Origin of the sequence: Chromohalobacter beijerinckii (assembly GCF_023061185.1) — a bacterium.
Taxonomy (GTDB): Bacteria; Pseudomonadota; Gammaproteobacteria; order Pseudomonadales; family Halomonadaceae; genus Chromohalobacter; species Chromohalobacter beijerinckii.
On sequence record NZ_JAKGAK010000007.1, the window covers coordinates 17,637 to 35,181 of the forward strand.

Here is a 17,545-nt window from a genome sequence, read left to right on the forward strand (position 1 = left end):
CCATGCGGTTCACGCCGCATGGGCGTTTTCATGTCAGGGGACACAGCACATAAAAAAACCCGCGCCAGGGGGCTGCGCGGGTCGAGGCAGGGTACTACTAGGGGTGCATCGCGAAACGATGCAGGGGTGAAACATCTGATGAGCACCAGATGCCGCTTACTTTATTCCTACGCGTCTCATACCACCAATAAATTGTTAGCATGATAGCGATAGGAAAGCTCAATTTTTGCCCCGGCACCAAGAGCGTTTAGCGGGCGATGGGCGTCGTACGCCGCTCGAGCCAATCACGAGCCGGCCCCTCGACCTTGGGCATCAAGCGTTGACGAACCTCGTCATGGTAGGCGTTGAGCCAGGCGATTTCCGCATCATCGAGCAGCGCAATATCGATGGCTCGGGTATCGATGGGGCACAGCGTGAGCGTCTCGAAACGCAGGAACTCGCCGAAGTCGCTGGGCTGAGCCGAACGATTGACCACCAGGTTCTCGATGCGCACGCCCCACTGCCCCGGCCGATAGGCGCCCGGCTCGATCGAGGTGATCATGCCGGGCTGCATGGCTGACTGCGGCGTAGGTGACGCGTACCACGCGATCACCTGCGGTCCCTCGTGGACATTCAGGAAATAGCCCACACCGTGCCCGGTGCCATGCCCATAGTCGATGCCCGCGGCCCACAGCGGCGCGCGGGCGATGGCGTCCAGCTGCGGCGATGGGATGCCACGCGGGAACTGGGCACGCGACAACGCGATGGTGCCCTTGAGCACCTGGGTGAAATCGCGCCGGTGCGCCGCGTCGATCTCGCCCACCGGCACCACACGGGTGATGTCGGTAGTACCGCCCAGATATTGGGCCCCCGAGTCGATCAGCAGCAAACCATCGCCCTCGATCACGGAATGCGCCGCCGGAGTGGCATGATAATGCGGTAGCGCGCCGTTGGCATTGAAGGCAGCGATGGTCGCGAAACTCCGCGAGACGAAGCCGTCGCGCTCAGCGCGTGCGGCGGTGATACGCTCGTCGACGTTCAGCTCGGTCACCGTCTCGTCGCTGGCCAATGCGTCTTCCAGCCAGGCGAAGAACGCGCACAACGCGGCGCCGTCTTCCTCCATGGCGTGGCGCACATGCTCGATGTCGCGGTCGCTCTTGCGGCTCTTGGCAAGCGTGCTCGGCTGAAAGGCCTCGACGACGTTCACGCCTTCCGGCACGGCCTCCGTCAGCGCCAGGCTGACCCGTGCCGGATCGATCAACAGGCGCGCGTCGGCAGACAGCCCAGCGAGACGCTCCGCCACCCACGCGTAATCGGCGACATCAATGCCGTCGTCGGCGAGCTTGCCGACCAAGGCGTCATCCAATTTGCCCGGGGCGACGAACAAGGTGGCACGCGTCGCCTCGACGAGCAGGTGCGATAAGAACACCGGATTGAAGTCGACATCCGAACCGCGCAGGTTAGTCAGCCAGGCAATGTCGTCGAGGGTCGAGACTAAGTGCGTATCGGCGCCTTGGGCCTCCATTTCCTCGCGCAACGTCGCCAGCTTTTCGCGCCGCGCGGTATCTACGTAATCGCTCGGGTGGGCACGCACCGGCGCCTCGGGCAACGCGGGGCGGTCCGGCCAGATGGCATCAAGCAAATCCCGGTGGCCTTCCCAGCGGATCCCTTTCGGCGCCAGATGCGCCTCCATCTGACGCACGTTGGCCGCCGACACCACGGCGCCGTCGAAGCCTACCGTGGCGCCTGCGGGAAGTTGCTCGGCGAGCCACTGCATGGGCCGCTGCGCCTGGCCGGGCTGGAGTTTCATCAATTCGATGCCGCTCCCGGCCAGTTGCTGCTCGGCCTGTACCCAGTAGCGACTGTCCACCCATAGCCCGGCCGCCTGCTGGGTGATCACCAGCGTGCCCACCGAACCATCGAAGCCCGAAAGCCAAGCGCGACCCTGCCAGTGATGCGGCAGATATTCGGAACTGTGCGGATCGGACGATGGCAACCACCAGGCATCAACGCCCTGTTCGCGCATGGCATCGCGCAGCGCGGCCAGGCGGGCGGCGGGCGTTTGGGAAGGTTCACTCAGCGGCATGATTCAGGCTCCGGTCGTATCGTTGGAAGAGGTCGGGGCACCGGCTGGATCGACGGTGGGATTGCCCTTCAGCATACGCTTGATGAACGGCGTCAGCAGCGCCAAGACGATGGCACACAGCACCAACGCCACCGCGCAGCGCCCGAACAGTTCCGGCAACTGTTCCAACTCCTCGGCGTTGACGTGGCCGCCGATCAGCCCGGCGACCAGGTTCCCCAGCGCCGAGGCGGTGAACCACAGCCCCATCAACTGGCCTCGCAGCTTGACGGGGGCCAACGCGCTCATGGTCGAGAGCCCGACCGGGCTCAGGCACAGTTCGCCGATCGTCAGCAGCAACAGGCTGGCAGTAATCCACAGCGGTGAGACCTGATCGATCCCACCTGCTACGCGCATCGCCGCGAACATCATCAAGGCAAAGCCACCGGCCGCAAACAGCAGCCCGAGCACGAACTTCACCGGGCTGCCGGGCTCCAGGCGGCGGCGGCCGAGTGCCGGCCATAACCAACCGAAGAGCGGCCCCAGCAGAATGATGAAAACCGGGTTGAACGACTGAAACCACACCGCCGGCACTTCCCAGCCGAACAACATGCGGTCGGTGTAGTCGTGGGCGAACAGGTTATAAGACGTCGGCTGTTGCTCGAAGGACGCCCAGAAGAACGCCGCCGCCATGATCAGGATGAAGCACACGACGATACGCGCGCGCTCCTGCTTATCGAGCCCGTTAAAACCGAAGAGAAAGACGGAATAGCCAAGCGCACAGACGATGATGATCGTGGTCATGGCCTCGGCGATCGCCACGGCGTTCAAAGTGATCACGTCGTTCGCCACCAACGCGATGAAGCCCGCCAGCGCGATCGCCAATCCGGCGACGTAATACCCCACGCCGCGACGGTGGACCGACGGCGCATCCCAACTGGCGGCGCGGCCCCGCAGGCTGTCGGCGCGGCGCATGGAAGGAATGGCCGATAGGCGAAAGATCAGCAAGGCCACCAACATGCCCAGCCCACCGATGCCGAAGCCCCAATGCCAACCGTACTCGCGCATCAGCAAGCCGGTGAACAACGGGGCCAGCAAGGCGCCGATATTGATGCCCATGTAGAAGATGGCGAAGCCGCCGTCGCGGCGCACATCGCCCTGGTCATACAGGCTGCCCACCATCACCGAGATGCAGGACTTGAAAAGCCCCGAGCCGAGCACGATCAGCACCAGCCCGATGAAAAACCAGGTCGCGCCCCAGACGGCGGAAAAAGCGATGGAAAGGTGTCCCAAGGCAATGAGGACCGAGCCGTACCAGACGGCGCGTCGCTGGCCCAGCCAATTGTCCGCCAGCCAGCCGCCGGGCAAGGCCGACAGATAGACGGCGCCAGCATAGATACCGACGATGGCCGAAGCCGTTTCACGCGTGAAGCCCAGCCCACCCTCGAAGACCGTGGCGGCCATGAACAGTACGAGAAGCGGGCGAATACCGTAGTAGGAAAAGCGCTCCCACATTTCGGTGAAGAATAACGGCCCCAGCGCTCGCGGGTGACCGGCGAAACCCCGGTCCTCTTGGGAGCGGAGCGATGCTACATCCGTGGTAGAGCGCATTGACTATCTGCCTCGTTGAGAACTTTCAGGTTGTGCCTGACGTTCGCCGTGCCTTGTGGGCGAGCGGCTAAACAAAACGGCGATGGCACGTATGCCATCGCCGGAGGCGGACTATAAAGTTTTCACGCGAATGATCAATACTCAACTTTTGTCGTACTAACCATTCACCGGGTTATCGTGAGCACGAAAAGTAACAGCTTGTTTCCAGCACAGCTCATCGCGAGGCATCGTCATCTTGCATCCATTGCGCCCAAATGGCGCGAACCCGGCGGCGATGGTCGTCGATATCGGCGATATCGACCTGGCTGCCGGCCTTGGTCAGCGAGGCGCGATGACTGATGCCACGATAGGTGAGATACGCCTCACGCAGTTCGCGCGCCTGCTCGGAGGGAAGACGGCCGCTTTCCTCCAGCGTTTCGAGAATGCGCATGTTGTCGCTAAAGGCGAGCATTTCCGGCGCCTCGTCGCCCAGTCGCAGCACTGCGTACTGACACAGGAACTCGATATCCACCATGCCACCGGGATCCTGCTTGAGATGGAACGTACCCTGGCGGCCGGCCTGATCACTGCTGCCCAGATGCGTACGCATCTTGCGGCGCATGGCGACGACCGACTCGCGCAGTTGTTCGGGCTCGCGTGGCTGCCCCAGCACCTCACGGCGCACCATCTCGAATCGCTCGCATAACGCCGCATTACCCGCAATCGCGCGTGAACGCACCAGCGCCTGATGCTCCCAGGTCCAGGCTTGTTGGCGCTGATAGTCGGCGAAGGCGTCGAGCGTCGTCACCAGCAGCCCGGCGTTGCCGGACGGCCGCAGACGCATGTCCACCTCGTACAGCGCGCCGCTAGGCGTCATGGCCGTCAGCAAATGGATGACGCGCTGACCGAGGCGCGTGAAGAAGACCGCATTGTCGAGGGCCTTGGCGCCATCAGTGGCGCCCTTGGGATCGGCATCGTGCAAAAACACCAAGTCCAGGTCCGAGCCATAACCCAACTCGATGCCGCCCAGCTTGCCGTAACCGATGATCGCGAAATTGGCGTCGTCGCTGTCGCGCTCGCCGGGACGGCGCGAGGGGCGACCATACTTACGTGTCACCTGCTTCCAGGCCATCGCCAGTATCTGCTCGAGAATCACCTCAGCGATGAAAGTAAGGTAATCGCTGACCTTCATCAGCGGCCGCGCACCGACGATATCCGAGGCCGCGACGTGCAGCACCTGGGCGTGCTTGAAGATACGCAGCGCATCGAGCTGGCCTTCTTCGTCGTCCTCGGGCACCCGCGCTAGCGCCTGGCGCAGTTCATCGGCGAGTTCGTCCTTGTCGGCAGGCGAATACAGCGTGGCGGGGTGCAGCAATTCATCGAGCAGCACGGGATGGAGCGCCAACTGCTCGGCGATCCAGGGGCTCGCAGCGCAGAGCCGAATCAACTGACGCAGCGCATCGGGATTCTCGCGCAGCAATGCCAGGTACGCGGTGCGCCGCAGCACCGCCTCGATCAGCGGCAATACGCGCTCGAGCGCGACATCCGGTGCGTGACTCTCGCCGACGGCCTCGAGCAGCAACGGCATCAAGGCATCGAGACGCTCGAAGCCGATGCGTTGCATGGCCGTCACGGCACGCGAACGATGCAAACCGGCAAGTCGCTTGAAGATGGCCTCGGGCGTCTCGAACCCCAGGGTCGTCAGCGTCTCGCGGGCCTCTGCCGGGGTCAGCTCCTCGCGCCAGAGCGCGCCCAACTCCTCGTGTGAGGTCTCCTCGGGGACGCTCTGCTCATCGTCTTCCTCCTCGGGCGGCGCGATAACGGCATCGAAATGCTCGCGCACCCGCCCTCGCGCCTCGTCCAAACGCGCCACGAGCGCCGGCCAGTCGGCCATGTCGAGCGCCAGCGCCAAACGCTCACGCCCTAGGCTATCCTCCGGCAGGGTCTGGGTTTGGCGGTCCTTCTGGGCCTGCAAGGCATGCTCGAGATCGCGCAGAAAGGCGTAGTCTTCCCGCAGGGCAGCGGTCACCTCGCCCGGCAGAAGTTCCAGGTCCGTCAAACAGCGCAAGGCCGACGCCAACGAGGTCAGTTGGAGTTCGGTATCGCGCCCACCACGAATCAACTGAAACGCCTGGACCACGAACTCCACCTCGCGGATACCGCCAGGGCCGAGCTTGATGTTGTCGGCCATGCCCTTGCGCTTGACCTCGCGATTGATGAGCCGCTTCATCTCGCGCAACGATTCGATGGCGCCGAAATCCAGGTATTTGCGATACACGAACGGCCGCAGCGAGGCGAGCAGCTCGGCGCCGGCTTCGAGATCGCCGGCTACTGGACGCGCTTTGAGCATGGCGTAGCGTTCCCATTCGCGCCCTTGATCTTGATAGTAGCTGGCCAGGGTCGCGAAGTTGCCGACCAGCGGGCCGCCATCGCCGAGTGGGCGCAAGCGCATGTCGACACGAAACGCCATGCCTTCGTCGGTCACCGCGTCCAACGCACCGATGAGTTTCTGGCCCAGCTTAGTGAAATATTCCTGATGCGAGAGCGCCCGACGACCGCCCTGGGTTTCGCCCTCTTCGGCGAAAGCGAAGATCAGATCGATATCCGAGGACAGATTGAGCTCGCCCGCACCAAGCTTGCCCATGCCCAGTACCACCAAGCGTTGCGGTGTGCCGTCAGCCCGGAGAGCCGGTTGCCCCCAGCGCGGCGCATAGTAGTCCTCGAGCCAGCCCAGAGCGCCATCGAGGCAGATCTCCGCCAGGCTGCTGACATCACGTGCCGTGCCCCACATGCCAGCCTCATCACCCTGACCGCGCGGCGCACGGCATAAATCGCGCCATACGATGCCCAGCATGCGCAGCCGCCGGAAGCGGCGTATCGCGGCCTGCATGGCCGCCTCATCCTCGGCGGCCTCGAGGCGCTCGGCGAGTTCCGCCTCCCAGGTCTCGCGCGACGGCGACTCATCCAGTTCGCCTTCGGCATCCAGCACCGGCAACCAGCCAGGATCGCGCGCAAGCGTCTCGGTGGCGAAATCGGAAAGTGCTACGACCCGCGCCAGTTCGGCGCGGCGCAAGTTCGAGAGCGCTAGCCAGGTAGCACTCGGCATCTCCTCGGCATCAATATCCGCATCGGCGTCCGCTTCGCTCGACGACCGCTTCGCCTGAGCGACGCGATCGGCCAGGCACAGCGCATCGTCGAGCCGCTCGGTGGCTTCACCCAGCGCCTCGTGCAACGGTGCGGGAATATCGGCGTCGGGTAGGAATCCTTCGGGCAGGGCCATGACACTCTCCTGGAACGTCCCGGCACCAGACGCCGGGCAAGCATGATGGCCCCAGCTTAGCGGAGCTGATCGCCTGGAAGCTACACACAAGCGGTCCTCATCACCGCCACGGCAAACCACGCTCGGCGGCGGCGATGAACGTCTCGGCACTGCGACGCGGCGATGACGTGATCAGGCTAATACCGACGAACAACACACACGCCACCGGCAGTGCCCAGATGCCCGGCGGCCAGCCCAACGGCTTGGCGTCTGTGACATACAACGCCACGACCCAGGCGCCACCGCCGAGGATGCTGGCCAAGGCCCCCGCCGCACTGCCGCCCCGCCAGAAGAAGGCGCCGATAAGCGCCGGTACGGTGACTACCAGGCCAGTCGAGGCAGCAACCGAGAGCACTGCGATCAGATCGAGGCGCAACTCGGCGAACGCCAGTGCCAACAACGCGATCAACGGCAACACGGCCTTGCCGACCCACAGTTGGCGGCGTTCGTCGCTTCCTTGGCGGGCCACCGCGTAGACATCCCGTGACAGCATCGACGACAGCGTCAGCATGATCGAGTCGATGGTCGAGACCGCCGCCGCCAGGATGCCGACCATGACCAGCACGCCGAGTAACGGCGGCACGTGCGCGGAGGCCAGCAGGGTCGGCGTAGCGAGATCCGAGTTCTCCAGATCGGGAAATGCGATCAGCGCCGAAAAGCCCCACAGTACCGAGACGGCGGTATATACTAGGCCGAAGCACAGAAACCCCAGCAGCATGCGGCGCATGGCCTGGAGCGAGGCCGGCATGAAGAGTCGCTGGCTAACCTGGGGATTGGAAAGGCTGAAGAAGAACCATGGAATCGTCAGGCCGAGGAAGGTCGCCGGCGTGAACAGGCCCGCGCCCGGCACGGTGAGTGACTCGGGATGCTCATCGGCAAGCGTCGCGAACAGCGTCTCGAAACCACCCAACGAGGCCACCACCAGCAGCGCCACGGCCGTCGAGGCGACGATCATCAACAGCGCCTGCAGCGCATCGGTCCACATCACCGAGCGAATCCCGGCAATGAAGGTGAAGACCAGCGCCAGCACGGTGGCGACCGCCACGCCGGTGGTGAAGCCGATCGCACCGTCGGTCATGCCACTCAGCAGATACCCCACGCCCGCCAGTTGCACCGCCGCATAAGGGATCAAAAACAGGCTGCTGACCAGCGCCGTGGCCGTCGCTACGCCACGATTCGCATAGCGGTACCCCAGCATTTCGCTGGGCGTGACGAAGCCGAACGCCTTACCCACCGCCCAGAAGCGCGGCCCGAAGATCGCTACCAGCGACACGCCGGCGAAGTAGACGATTTCAAAACCCAGCGCCCCGACCCCGCCGGCGTAGGTCAAACCGGCCAGCCCCACCATCATGAAAGCACTGTAGGTCGTCGCGCTATAGCTAAGCGCCGACACCAACCCGCCCATGCGCCGCCCACCGAGGAAATAATGCGCCATGCTGGTCGTCCTACCGGGACCGCGCTCGCGTGACTGCCATGCCACCCCCAAGGCGACGACGACATACACCAGCACCGACGTCCACACGAGCGTCGACGACATGCTCACTTCTCCTTGAAATCGGCAGTGACCAACAGATTGAGAACGATCACGGCGAGTCCAATCGCCCCCCAGAACAGCAGGCTGCCGTACCAGGCCTGAACATCGCGCAGCAGTGTATAGGGGACAATCACGGCCGCCATCACCAGCACGCCAAGCAGTGCAAATCCTAGGCGTCGGAACATGATGATCCTCACGCGCGGCGTGCCATGCCGGAGCACATCGCATAGTCGAAAAGCTGCCACGCAGGCATCAGCCGAAGAATTTCTGCCAGGCCAACAATCCCCAGGTCAGACCGGCCATGATCAGCGAGATCATCACCGCGGCGGAGCCGATGTCCTTGGCGCGTCCGGACAGTTCGTGGTGCTCGGGACCGATACGGTCGACGACGGTTTCCACCGCGCTATTGAGCAACTCGACGATCAGTACCAGCGCGCAACTGCCCACCAGCAGCAGCCATTCCACCGGCGTGGCACCGATCCACCACGCCAAGGGCAGGAGTATCACGCAAATCCCCACTTCCTGGCGAAACGCCGCTTCGTTGCGAAACGCGGCACGCAGCCCCTTGAGCGAATAACACGTGGAACTGGTCAAGTGGCGCAAGCCGGTCTGGTGGGATTTCATCGCGCTCGGTCCTCAACTCAGGGGTTCTCGATGGCCGCTCACGCAACGACCCGGACGGCGACGCACACGGCAAACTGGGATGGTAACAAAGGCGCTACCCAAGGCAACGCCATGCAAATGGGACGGTATCCCGCCAAGGTCGCGTTGTCGACACTCTTGGCTCAACGCTAGGCTAATGATTCATGCTCGCTACAGCGCTTTCCCTCTAACCGCAGGAGTCTTCCATGCCCCGTGCACTCATGCTCCACGACGAATCCCCCCGCGCGCGCCTCGACACGCTCGATGAAAGCCAGTTGCCGGAACGTGCGGTACGCGTCGCGATCGACTATTCGGACCTCAACTACAAGGACGCCATGGCGATCACCGGCCAAGGCAAGATCGTGCGCGAGTATCCGCTGGTACCGGGCATCGATTTCGCCGGCACGGTGACGGACTCCACAGATGCGCGCTTCGCCGCCGACGACCGCGTCATCCTTACCGGTTGGGGCGTCGGCGAGCGTCATTGGGGCGGCTTCGCCGAGGCCATGCGGGTCGATGCCGACTGGCTGGTACCCTGTCCGCAACCGCTCAGCACCCGCCAGGCAATGCTCTTCGGCACCGCCGGGCTGACCGCCATGCTCAGTGTCATGCGACTGAAAGAAGCCGGGCTCGGGCCCGGCGATGGACCGGTCGTGGTGACCGGCGCTAGCGGCGGCGTGGGCAGCTGGGCCGTGTCGATCCTTGCCCATGAAGGGTTCGAGGTTCACGCCATCACCGGCAAACCCGAGCAGAATGCCTGGCTCGAGACTCTCGGCGCCCATGCCATCCTGCCCCGCGCCGACTTCGAAGCCCGCGGCCGGCCCCTCGAATCGACCCAGTGGGCGGGCGCCGTGGATACCGTCGGCGGCCAGATCCTGGCCAACCTCCTGGCGCAAATGAATTACTCGGGCAAGGTCGCTGCCGTGGGACTGGCCGGCGACGCCGCGCTCTCGACCACGGTGATGCCATTCATCCTGCGCGGCGTGTCGCTGCTCGGCGTGGACAGCGTGTATATCCCCTTCGACCGGCGCCGCGCAGCATGGCAACGCATCGCCGCCCTGCCCAATGCATTGTTTTCGCACATGCATGTCGAGGAGATTGGTCTCGAAGACGTCACTGACCGCGCCCAAGCCATGCTCGAAGGCCGCACCCACGGGCGTGTGCTCATCGATCCACGACGCTAGCGGATGCGGGCTCTCAGTGGGCCTCGATCATATTCGTCAAGTCCGCCGCTACCAGGGGCAGTACTTGTCGCCAAGCGAGATACGGCGTTTGCGAGGTGCCGTTGACCAGCACTGCGAAGCTGCCCCAACGCCCGGTTTGGGTGCGGAAATAGCCGGCCACCGCACGCACCGTGACCGGCTCGTTGAGCGTACCGGTCTTGAGCATGACGCTCTGCTGGAAGGTGTCGCTGCCTCGGCGAATGAAATGCATGGGGCCGTTGGTCGGCAGTTGCAGGCCGGCCACGAAGGTCGGAAACAGCGCCGAGCGCTGATACATCGCTGACAACAAGGCATTGAGATCACGCGCCGAGACGCGGTTCTCGGGGGTCAGGCCACTGCCGCTGGCGAGCGTCGGCACGCCGTGGCCCGGTAGCTTTTGAGCGAAACGCATCAGGGCGTCACCGGCGTCCTGTAGCTCGGCGCGCGGCTTGGCGACGAGGTCCAGCGCCAGGGTATCGGCCATGAAGTTATTGGAATAATTGAGCATGCGCAGCAGCAATTCCTGCAACGGCTTGCCATCCACCGCCGCCAAGCGTTTGGCGGTGGTCGGCGGCGGTGTCGTGCTGGTTGCGTAGCCCTTGACTTCGACCCCTGCCTGTCCGAGCAACGCCATCAAGGTCTTGGCGGTCTGTTCGGCGGGATCGGAACTGCCGCGATAGATTTCGCGCGAGAAGCTATCGCGCGCGATCTGCCCACTGACGCGCAACGTATCGCCGCGCTCACTGCTGATGCGCTCGGCATTCAGGCGCGTGTCTCCGCCATGCGCCACGGTCTTGACCTGATTATCGAGGCGTATGAGAGGGGCCACCGTCGCGCAATCGCTGATGGAGGCCGCGTCGCCCACAGCTGCGCCGGGCTTGACCCGATTGCACCAACTGCCGTAATTCACCGCCGCCGATGACAATGAGGCGCTATAGGCATTGTCGGAGCGCGTGCGCGCCTTGCAGCGGTCGGTAGTCACACAGGTTACTGGACCAAAGCGCCATTGGCTGACCACCAATTGGCCATCGACGGCACGCACGCCGCGTTCACGCAAGCGTTGCACCAGGCGCCATAGGTTTTCGCTGGTCAGGGCGGGGTCGCCGCCGCCATCGAGCACCAGATCGCCATGCAGCACGCCCTGGGCATCGACATCGCCGGTGGCCATCAACTGCGTGGTGAAACGATGCTGCGGTCCCCAGCGGTCGAGGCTCGCGGCGGCGGTATAGAGCTTGGTCACCGAGGCCGGCGAAAGCCGTCGCGTAGGATCGAGCGCACCCAGGCTTTCGCCGCTCCCCAACAACTGCGCCTGAGCGCCGATGACGAAGCCCTTGTCGGCCAACGAGGAGAGATTGTCGAACCCTTCGGCCTGCGCGGCTAGCGGCAAGCTCATCAAGACCAGAAGCGTGAGCACACGACGCCCGACACGCTGCGAGGAGCGCAGGCGTCGGCATTGGAATAGCCTACTCAGCATGAGATTTTTCCTTCCCTGGACGAACGTACATCGTCCGCCAGGCTAGCAGGGCTCCTCGTCGAGTGCGATGGCGACGCACGTTCGAGCATAGGCACTTTTCGGATAGCGCCTAATGCGCGGACATACGCGAAAACACCTGGATGATGGCAACCCCGGCGATGATCATTCCCAGACCGAGAATCGCGGGTAAATCGGGTTTCTCACCATACACCACCACCCCAATCAGGGTGACCAGCACGATGCCAAGCCCGGCCCAGAACGCATAGGCGATGCCCACCGGCAAATCCCGAAGCGCCAGCGTGAGCATGTAAAACGCCAAGGCGTAGCCCACGACCACGGTCACGCTCGGCCACAAGCGAGTGAACTCCTGGGACGCCTTGAGCGCGCTGGTGGCCACGACCTCGGCGATGATCGCGATGGCCAAGAATACATACACCATAATCGGTCTCCTGAAAGCCCATGCTGCCTACTCGCTACGTGGGCTACGCTACGTGGGCAGCAACGCAGGGCGGTGCGCCAGCGTCACCGTCAATCGCCATAGTGGTTGGCCGCTGGCGTGATATTTGTGTTCGAAAGGCGTGAGATACTCGCCCGACGGCTCGCAGGGCTCGAGATGCGGTTCGCGCCCCGTGGCTTGCGCCAGCGCCAGGGCCAATTCCTCGAGATAGAGTCGCCAGTTGGAGCGCGCTTCCAGTTCGCCCCCGAGCCCCGCCAGGGCCGGAAACACCGGGTGGCCGTGCCAGCGCATCTTGAGATGCGCTGGCTTGGGATACGGATTGGGATAGAGCAGATAATGACGTGCCGGCTGCCATCCTTCTTGTAGCGCCAAACGCCAGAAATCCACCAGATCGGCACGTATCAACAAGGCGTTGTCCGGTAGTTCGCCGTGTTCGCGGGACAGGCGGTCGGCGCTGCGATCGATGCCGATCACCGCATGACCGGGAAAACGCGCGGCCAGACGTCGGGTGGACAGCCCCACGCCACAGCCCGCGTCGAGAATCAGCGGTTTGTCCTGCTCATGCAACCATGTCCGCGCCGCGCCGAACGCTATCCGTGTGTGCGATGCCAACGGTTTTCGCCAGGGGTGCGTCAGCGCCCGCGACACACGCCGCGAGAGATCCTCGTGCGGCGCGGTCTGCTGGGTGACGATGGCGCGGGAATTGGCATGCATGGACGACTCTGTAAACGACTGAACGAAATGCCATTCTAGCAGACTGCCGAGGCTGATCGAGCGTCATGACATCGCCCCGTAGGGGGATCGCAGTGGGTGTCGTTTCCACTTTATCGGACAGTGTTCGCATGACGCCACTCGCACCCGGGTGCTATCATTCCCAGGCTCATTAAGATGCCACGCGCCCTATCTATATCCTATATCGTACGGGAGGGCGCGACATATCCGGCCGACGCGTGCCGGTCACGAATCATGACGCATCGTCATCCACAGCATTACGAGGAACGCGGCTTGTCACAGTTACCGGTGATCGTCGGCATGGGCGGTGTTAACGCCGCCGGCAGAACCTCGGGCCACCAAGCTTATCGCCGAACGATTCTCGACGCTTTGCCCGATACCCTTCAGGCACAAACCATTCTCGCCCTGGCCGCCATGATGCAGCTCGTTTCGCGCGAAGAAAGCGGCGGCTGGCAGGACTCCCAGGGCGAGATTCTCGACGACGCCGACGTCGTCGCACGCTATCGCCAGCACGTGCTCGACCATACCCTGATTCGCCGTATAGAGGACGAGCGTTTTGGCAGCGAAGGCATCCCCGCCAATCGCGCCGCACAGCTCGATCTCAATGCCGAGCTGACCTTTCGCGTGCGCCGCCGCCAGCTTCCAAACGACGTGCCGGCTACTTGGCAAGTGCGCGAGATCGACAAACGCATGGTCGAAGTCGTGATCCCGCCGGGAGCGCTGGACGTGCTGCTCCCCGAACGTCGCAGCGCTCTGGTGCGCTCGGCTGGGCAACTGCCCAGCGGCTTTTCGCCGGACACGCTGTATCGCAGCGTGCACCATCCGCGCGGCTTGGCGATGACGATCTTCGGCGCCTCCGACTGCCTCGGCCAAAGTGGTCTCGACTGGGCAGCGCTGCGCAATCGGCTCGACCCGGACGCCATCGCCGTGTATGCCGGCAACTCCATCGGCCAGCTCGACAACGAGGGCTGGGGTGGCCTGCTGCAGAGCTTCGTCGGCGGCGGACGCGCCACCTCCAAGCAGATGCCGCTGGGCTACGGGCAGATGCCCGCCGACTTTCTCAACGCCTACGTGCTGGGAAGCGTCGGTGCCACCGGTGCCGTGCTCGGCGCCTGCGCCAGCTTCCTCTATAACCTGCGCCTGGGGCTGGAGGACATTCGCAGCGGGCGGCGGCGCGTGGTCATGGTAGGCACCAGCGATGCACCGATCACCCCGGAAATCGTCGAGGGCTTCCGCACCATGGGGGCGCTGGCCGATGACGAAAGCCTCAAGGCGCTCGATGCCCTGACGCTGCTCACCGACAGTGATTATCAGCGTGCGTGCCGCCCCTTCGCGCGCAACTGCGGCTTCACCATCGCCGAGTCGACCCAGTTCTTGTTGCTGATGGACGACTCTTTGGCGCTGGAAACAGGCGCGCAGATTCTCGGCGCCGTGCCGGGTGTCTTCGTCAACGCCGATGGCTGGAAGCGCTCGATCTCCGCACCGGGCATCGGCAATTACATCACCCTGGCCAAGGCGGTCAGTCTTGCCAGCGACATGCTCGGCGAGGAAGCGGTACGCAAGCGCAGCTATCTACACGCGCACGGCACGAGCACCCCCAAGAACCGCACCACCGAGTCGCATGTGTTCGACATGGTGGCGCGCGCGCATGGCATCGAGTCGTGGCCGGTGACCGCCGTCAAGGCATTCGTCGGCCATTCACAAGGTGGCGCAGCGGGCGATCAGATGGCCAGCGCACTGGGCACCTTCGCCCACGGCATCATTCCCGGCATCTTCACCCTGGATGCGGTGGCCGATGACGTCTTCGCCGAGCGCCTGCGCTTCTTCCGCGACCCGATTCCCTTCGAGGCCGATGCGGCTTTCATCAATGCCAAGGGCTTTGGCGGCAATAACGCCACCGGCCTGGTCATTTCGCCGGCCGCCACCGAGCGCTTACTGACCCAGCGCCACGGCCAGCGTGCGATCGACGACTGGAAGCAGCGTCGCGAAACGACCCTAGCCGCTTCCGAGGCATACCTGGCGACCTCCGACAGCGGCCAATTCGAGGTCACCTACCGTTTCGGCGAAGGTGTTCTCGAAGGACCGGAACTCTCGATGACACGCGACACGCTGCATATTCCTGGCTTCGATCAGCCGGTCTCGCTGGCGGTCGACAACCCCTACGGCCGACTGTCCTAGGCACATCCGGCCGGCGGCACGATTGCCGCCGGCCTTGGGCAACCACTACCCTGTTGGTACCTCGGCACAGGATGTATCCATGAATATCGTGGTCTACCCCGGCACCTTCGACCCCGTCACCCATGGTCATTACGACCTGATCGAACGTGCCGCACGTATGTTCGACAAGGTCGTGGTGGCGGTAGCCGCGAGCCCGCGCAAGCAACCCGCATTGTCGCTGGAGACCCGCGTCGCACTGATCGAAGAGATCACCGCTGATCTCGACAACGTCACGGTCGTCGGCTTCAGTGGGTTGCTGACGCAGCTGCTGGATCAGCAAGGGGCACGCATCATCCTGCGAGGATTGAGAGCAGTATCCGATTTCGAATATGAGTTACAATTGGCCAATATGAATCGGGCCCAGGCACCCCATATCGAGAGCTTGTTCCTGACGCCCGCGATAGAAAACTCGTATATTTCTTCCACCATCGTGCGCGAGATCGCGCGTCTCGGGGGAGATGTCTCCAAGCTCGTGCATCCTTGCGTAGTCGACGCATTGAGCCGGCATTTCGCCCCAGACCCCGCGTCGCCCGATACGCAGTAGAGGACACTTTTATGGCCCTGATGATCACCGATGAGTGCATCAACTGCGATGTCTGCGAACCCGAGTGCCCCAATGGCGCCATTTCCCCGGGTGAGGAGATTTACGTCATCGACCCCAACTTGTGCACCGAGTGCGTCGGTCATTTCGACGAGCCTCAGTGCCAGCAGGTGTGCCCGGTCGACTGTATTCCCCTCGATCCCGAGCGCAGCGAAACCCACGACCAGCTCATGCACAAGTATCGACTGATTACCGCCGCCTGAGCGCGGCCATGCACGATACGCAGCGTCGACGGCCCGCGAGGGCAGTCTCCGCACCCCTCCGTTCTTTTCATGTCTCGCGGGCGACTCGCCAGGCGTAAACGTCCAACGCAAACAACGGAATTCCGTGTCCACTTCACGCTCCCCGACACGCATCTGGCCACTCGCCTGGCCGATCATTCTTTCCAACATCACCGTGCCATTGCTGGGGCTGGTGGATACCGCCGTGGTCGGGCACCTGCCGGATTCGCGCTACATGGCCGCCGTAACCCTCGGCGCCACGCTGTTCAGCTTTCTCTACTGGGGATTCGGCTTCCTGCGCATGGGCACCACCGGTTTGACCTCTCAAGCCGCGGGACGCGAGGACGACAGCGACATACGTAACCTGCTGGGGCAGTCGTTGTTGCTGGCGCTGGGTATCGGCGTGATGTTGATCCTGCTCGCCGAACCGCTCATCAGCTTCGGCCTTTACCTGCTCGACGGCAGCGAGGCCGCCATGTCACTGGCGGCGAGCTATGCCCATATTCGCATCCTCTCGGCCCCGGCGGTGATGGCCAATTACGCGATTCTTGGCTGGTTCCTCGGCCAGCAGAATTCGCGGGTCACGCTGGCGATCATGGTGCTCACCAATAGCGTCAACATCGTGCTCGACCTGTTGTTCGTGGTTGGGCTGGGCATGACCAGCGACGGCGTGGCCTGGGCCACGGTCATCGCCGATTACACCGCGCTGGCCGTCGGCCTGTGGCTAGTGGCGCGTCAACTGAAGCTGCTCAAGGGGCACTTCCTGCGCCAGCGACTGCTGCGCCTTGCCGCCTACTCCGAGCTGTTCCAGGTCAATCGGCACTTGTTCGTGCGCACGCTGGGGCTGCTGTTCGCCATGGCCTTCTTCACCGCCCAAGGCGCCAGTCAGGGCGATACGGTGCTCGCCGCCAACGCCGTGCTGATGCAGTTCATCATGATTACGTCTTACGCGTTGGACGGCTTCGCCCATGCCGCCGAGGCCTTGACCGGCCGTGCCGTGGGACGCCGTGACTGGCCGCTGTTCGGGGCCTCGGTGCGCGCCGCCGCGCGGTTCTCGCTGATGACCGCCGGCGTCGCCATGGCGGCATTCTTCTTCGGTGGCGACTATTTGATTGCCCTGCTCACCGATCTTCCGGACGTGCGCGCCACGGCGGGGGACTATCTACCCTGGATGATCGTCATGCCGGCCATCGCGGTATGGAGTTACCTGCTCGATGGTGTCTTCATCGGCGCCACCGCGACCCGCGAAATGCGCGATACCATTCTGCTGGCGCTCGCCGTCTACCTGCCGGTGTGGTGGTTCACGCAACCGCTGGGCAATCATGGCCTGTGGCTCGCCTTCACCGCGTTCACTCTGGTGCGCTCGGCAAGCCTCGCCGGTGTCTACCTGCACTATCGGCGAACGCGCTGGACAAGCGCCGTGCCGCCCAGTTGCGACCAAGGGATACAGGACCAAGGTTGAGTAATAGGAGATCCTCTTGAGAGGTTATCGTTATCTCCATAACAACAACCTCT

14 protein-coding genes are annotated in these 17,545 nt (G+C 63.7%); 5 read left to right on the forward strand and 9 right to left on the reverse strand.

The genetic code is table 11. From position 1 onward, the window contains the following. Positions 1–247: 247 nt before the first annotated feature. From L1075_RS07605 to L1075_RS07630, 6 genes are all read right to left on the reverse strand, one after another. Positions 248–2,065 (reverse strand): aminopeptidase P family protein, encoded by a 1,818-nt coding sequence (locus tag L1075_RS07605; protein ID WP_246941241.1) that lies wholly within the window; start codon positions 2,063–2,065, stop codon positions 248–250. Between the two features lie 3 nt (positions 2,066–2,068). Continuing rightward, a complete protein-coding gene (locus L1075_RS07610) occupies positions 2,069–3,652 on the reverse strand; it encodes a peptide MFS transporter (RefSeq protein ID WP_246894428.1) in 1,584 nt (527 codons plus the stop codon). A gap of 214 nt (positions 3,653–3,866) precedes the next feature. Beyond that, on the reverse strand, positions 3,867–6,911 hold the full coding sequence (glnE, locus tag L1075_RS07615; protein ID WP_246941243.1) for a bifunctional [glutamate--ammonia ligase]-adenylyl-L-tyrosine phosphorylase/[glutamate--ammonia-ligase] adenylyltransferase: 3,045 nt from the start codon (positions 6,909–6,911) through the stop codon (positions 3,867–3,869). Between the two features lie 100 nt (positions 6,912–7,011). Further along, positions 7,012–8,487 (reverse strand): sodium:solute symporter family protein, encoded by a 1,476-nt coding sequence (locus L1075_RS07620; protein ID WP_246941245.1) that lies wholly within the window; start codon positions 8,485–8,487, stop codon positions 7,012–7,014. Between the two features lie 2 nt (positions 8,488–8,489). Next, positions 8,490–8,669, reverse strand: a complete 180-nt coding sequence (locus L1075_RS07625; RefSeq protein WP_246894431.1) for a hypothetical protein — start codon at positions 8,667–8,669, stop codon at positions 8,490–8,492. A 67-nt stretch (positions 8,670–8,736) separates the two neighbouring features. Beyond that, positions 8,737–9,108, reverse strand: a complete 372-nt coding sequence (locus L1075_RS07630; RefSeq protein ID WP_246894432.1) for a diacylglycerol kinase — start codon at positions 9,106–9,108, stop codon at positions 8,737–8,739. A 224-nt stretch (positions 9,109–9,332) separates the two neighbouring features. On the opposite strand from L1075_RS07630, the gene L1075_RS07635 reads away from it, so the two are divergent. Further along, positions 9,333–10,310 (forward strand): MDR family oxidoreductase, encoded by a 978-nt coding sequence (locus L1075_RS07635; RefSeq protein WP_246894433.1) that lies wholly within the window; start codon positions 9,333–9,335, stop codon positions 10,308–10,310. Between the two features lie 13 nt (positions 10,311–10,323). On the opposite strand, the gene dacB is transcribed toward L1075_RS07635, so the two are convergent. The 3 genes from dacB to trmB all read right to left on the reverse strand — a co-directional run bounded on the left by dacB (position 10,324) and on the right by trmB (position 12,973). Continuing rightward, entirely contained in the window at positions 10,324–11,802 is a 1,479-nt protein-coding gene (gene dacB, locus L1075_RS07640; RefSeq protein WP_040243021.1) for a D-alanyl-D-alanine carboxypeptidase/D-alanyl-D-alanine endopeptidase, read from the reverse strand. Positions 11,803–11,911: 109 nt separating this feature from the next. Next, positions 11,912–12,244: a DMT family transporter gene (locus L1075_RS07645; RefSeq protein ID WP_175575822.1), complete on the reverse strand. Its 333-nt coding sequence runs from the start codon at positions 12,242–12,244 to the stop codon at positions 11,912–11,914. Positions 12,245–12,289: 45 nt separating this feature from the next. After that, positions 12,290–12,973, reverse strand: a complete 684-nt coding sequence (gene trmB / locus L1075_RS07650) for a tRNA (guanine(46)-N(7))-methyltransferase TrmB (protein ID WP_040243025.1) — start codon at positions 12,971–12,973, stop codon at positions 12,290–12,292. A gap of 318 nt (positions 12,974–13,291) precedes the next feature. Between trmB and L1075_RS07655 the strand changes: the two genes are divergently transcribed. The 4 genes from L1075_RS07655 to L1075_RS07670 all read left to right on the forward strand — a co-directional run bounded on the left by L1075_RS07655 (position 13,292) and on the right by L1075_RS07670 (position 17,492). Next, positions 13,292–15,169, forward strand: coding sequence for a beta-ketoacyl synthase (locus L1075_RS07655; RefSeq protein WP_040243356.1), 1,878 nt, complete (start codon positions 13,292–13,294; stop codon positions 15,167–15,169). Positions 15,170–15,248: 79 nt separating this feature from the next. Beyond that, complete coding sequence (coaD, locus tag L1075_RS07660; protein ID WP_040243026.1) at positions 15,249–15,752, forward strand: pantetheine-phosphate adenylyltransferase; 504 nt, start codon at positions 15,249–15,251, stop codon at positions 15,750–15,752. 11 nt (positions 15,753–15,763) lie between these two features. Further along, on the forward strand, positions 15,764–16,012 hold the full coding sequence (locus L1075_RS07665; protein ID WP_011508227.1) for a YfhL family 4Fe-4S dicluster ferredoxin: 249 nt from the start codon (positions 15,764–15,766) through the stop codon (positions 16,010–16,012). A 124-nt stretch (positions 16,013–16,136) separates the two neighbouring features. Beyond that, positions 16,137–17,492, forward strand: coding sequence for an MATE family efflux transporter (locus tag L1075_RS07670; RefSeq protein ID WP_246941247.1), 1,356 nt, complete (start codon positions 16,137–16,139; stop codon positions 17,490–17,492). Positions 17,493–17,545 lie beyond the last annotated feature (53 nt).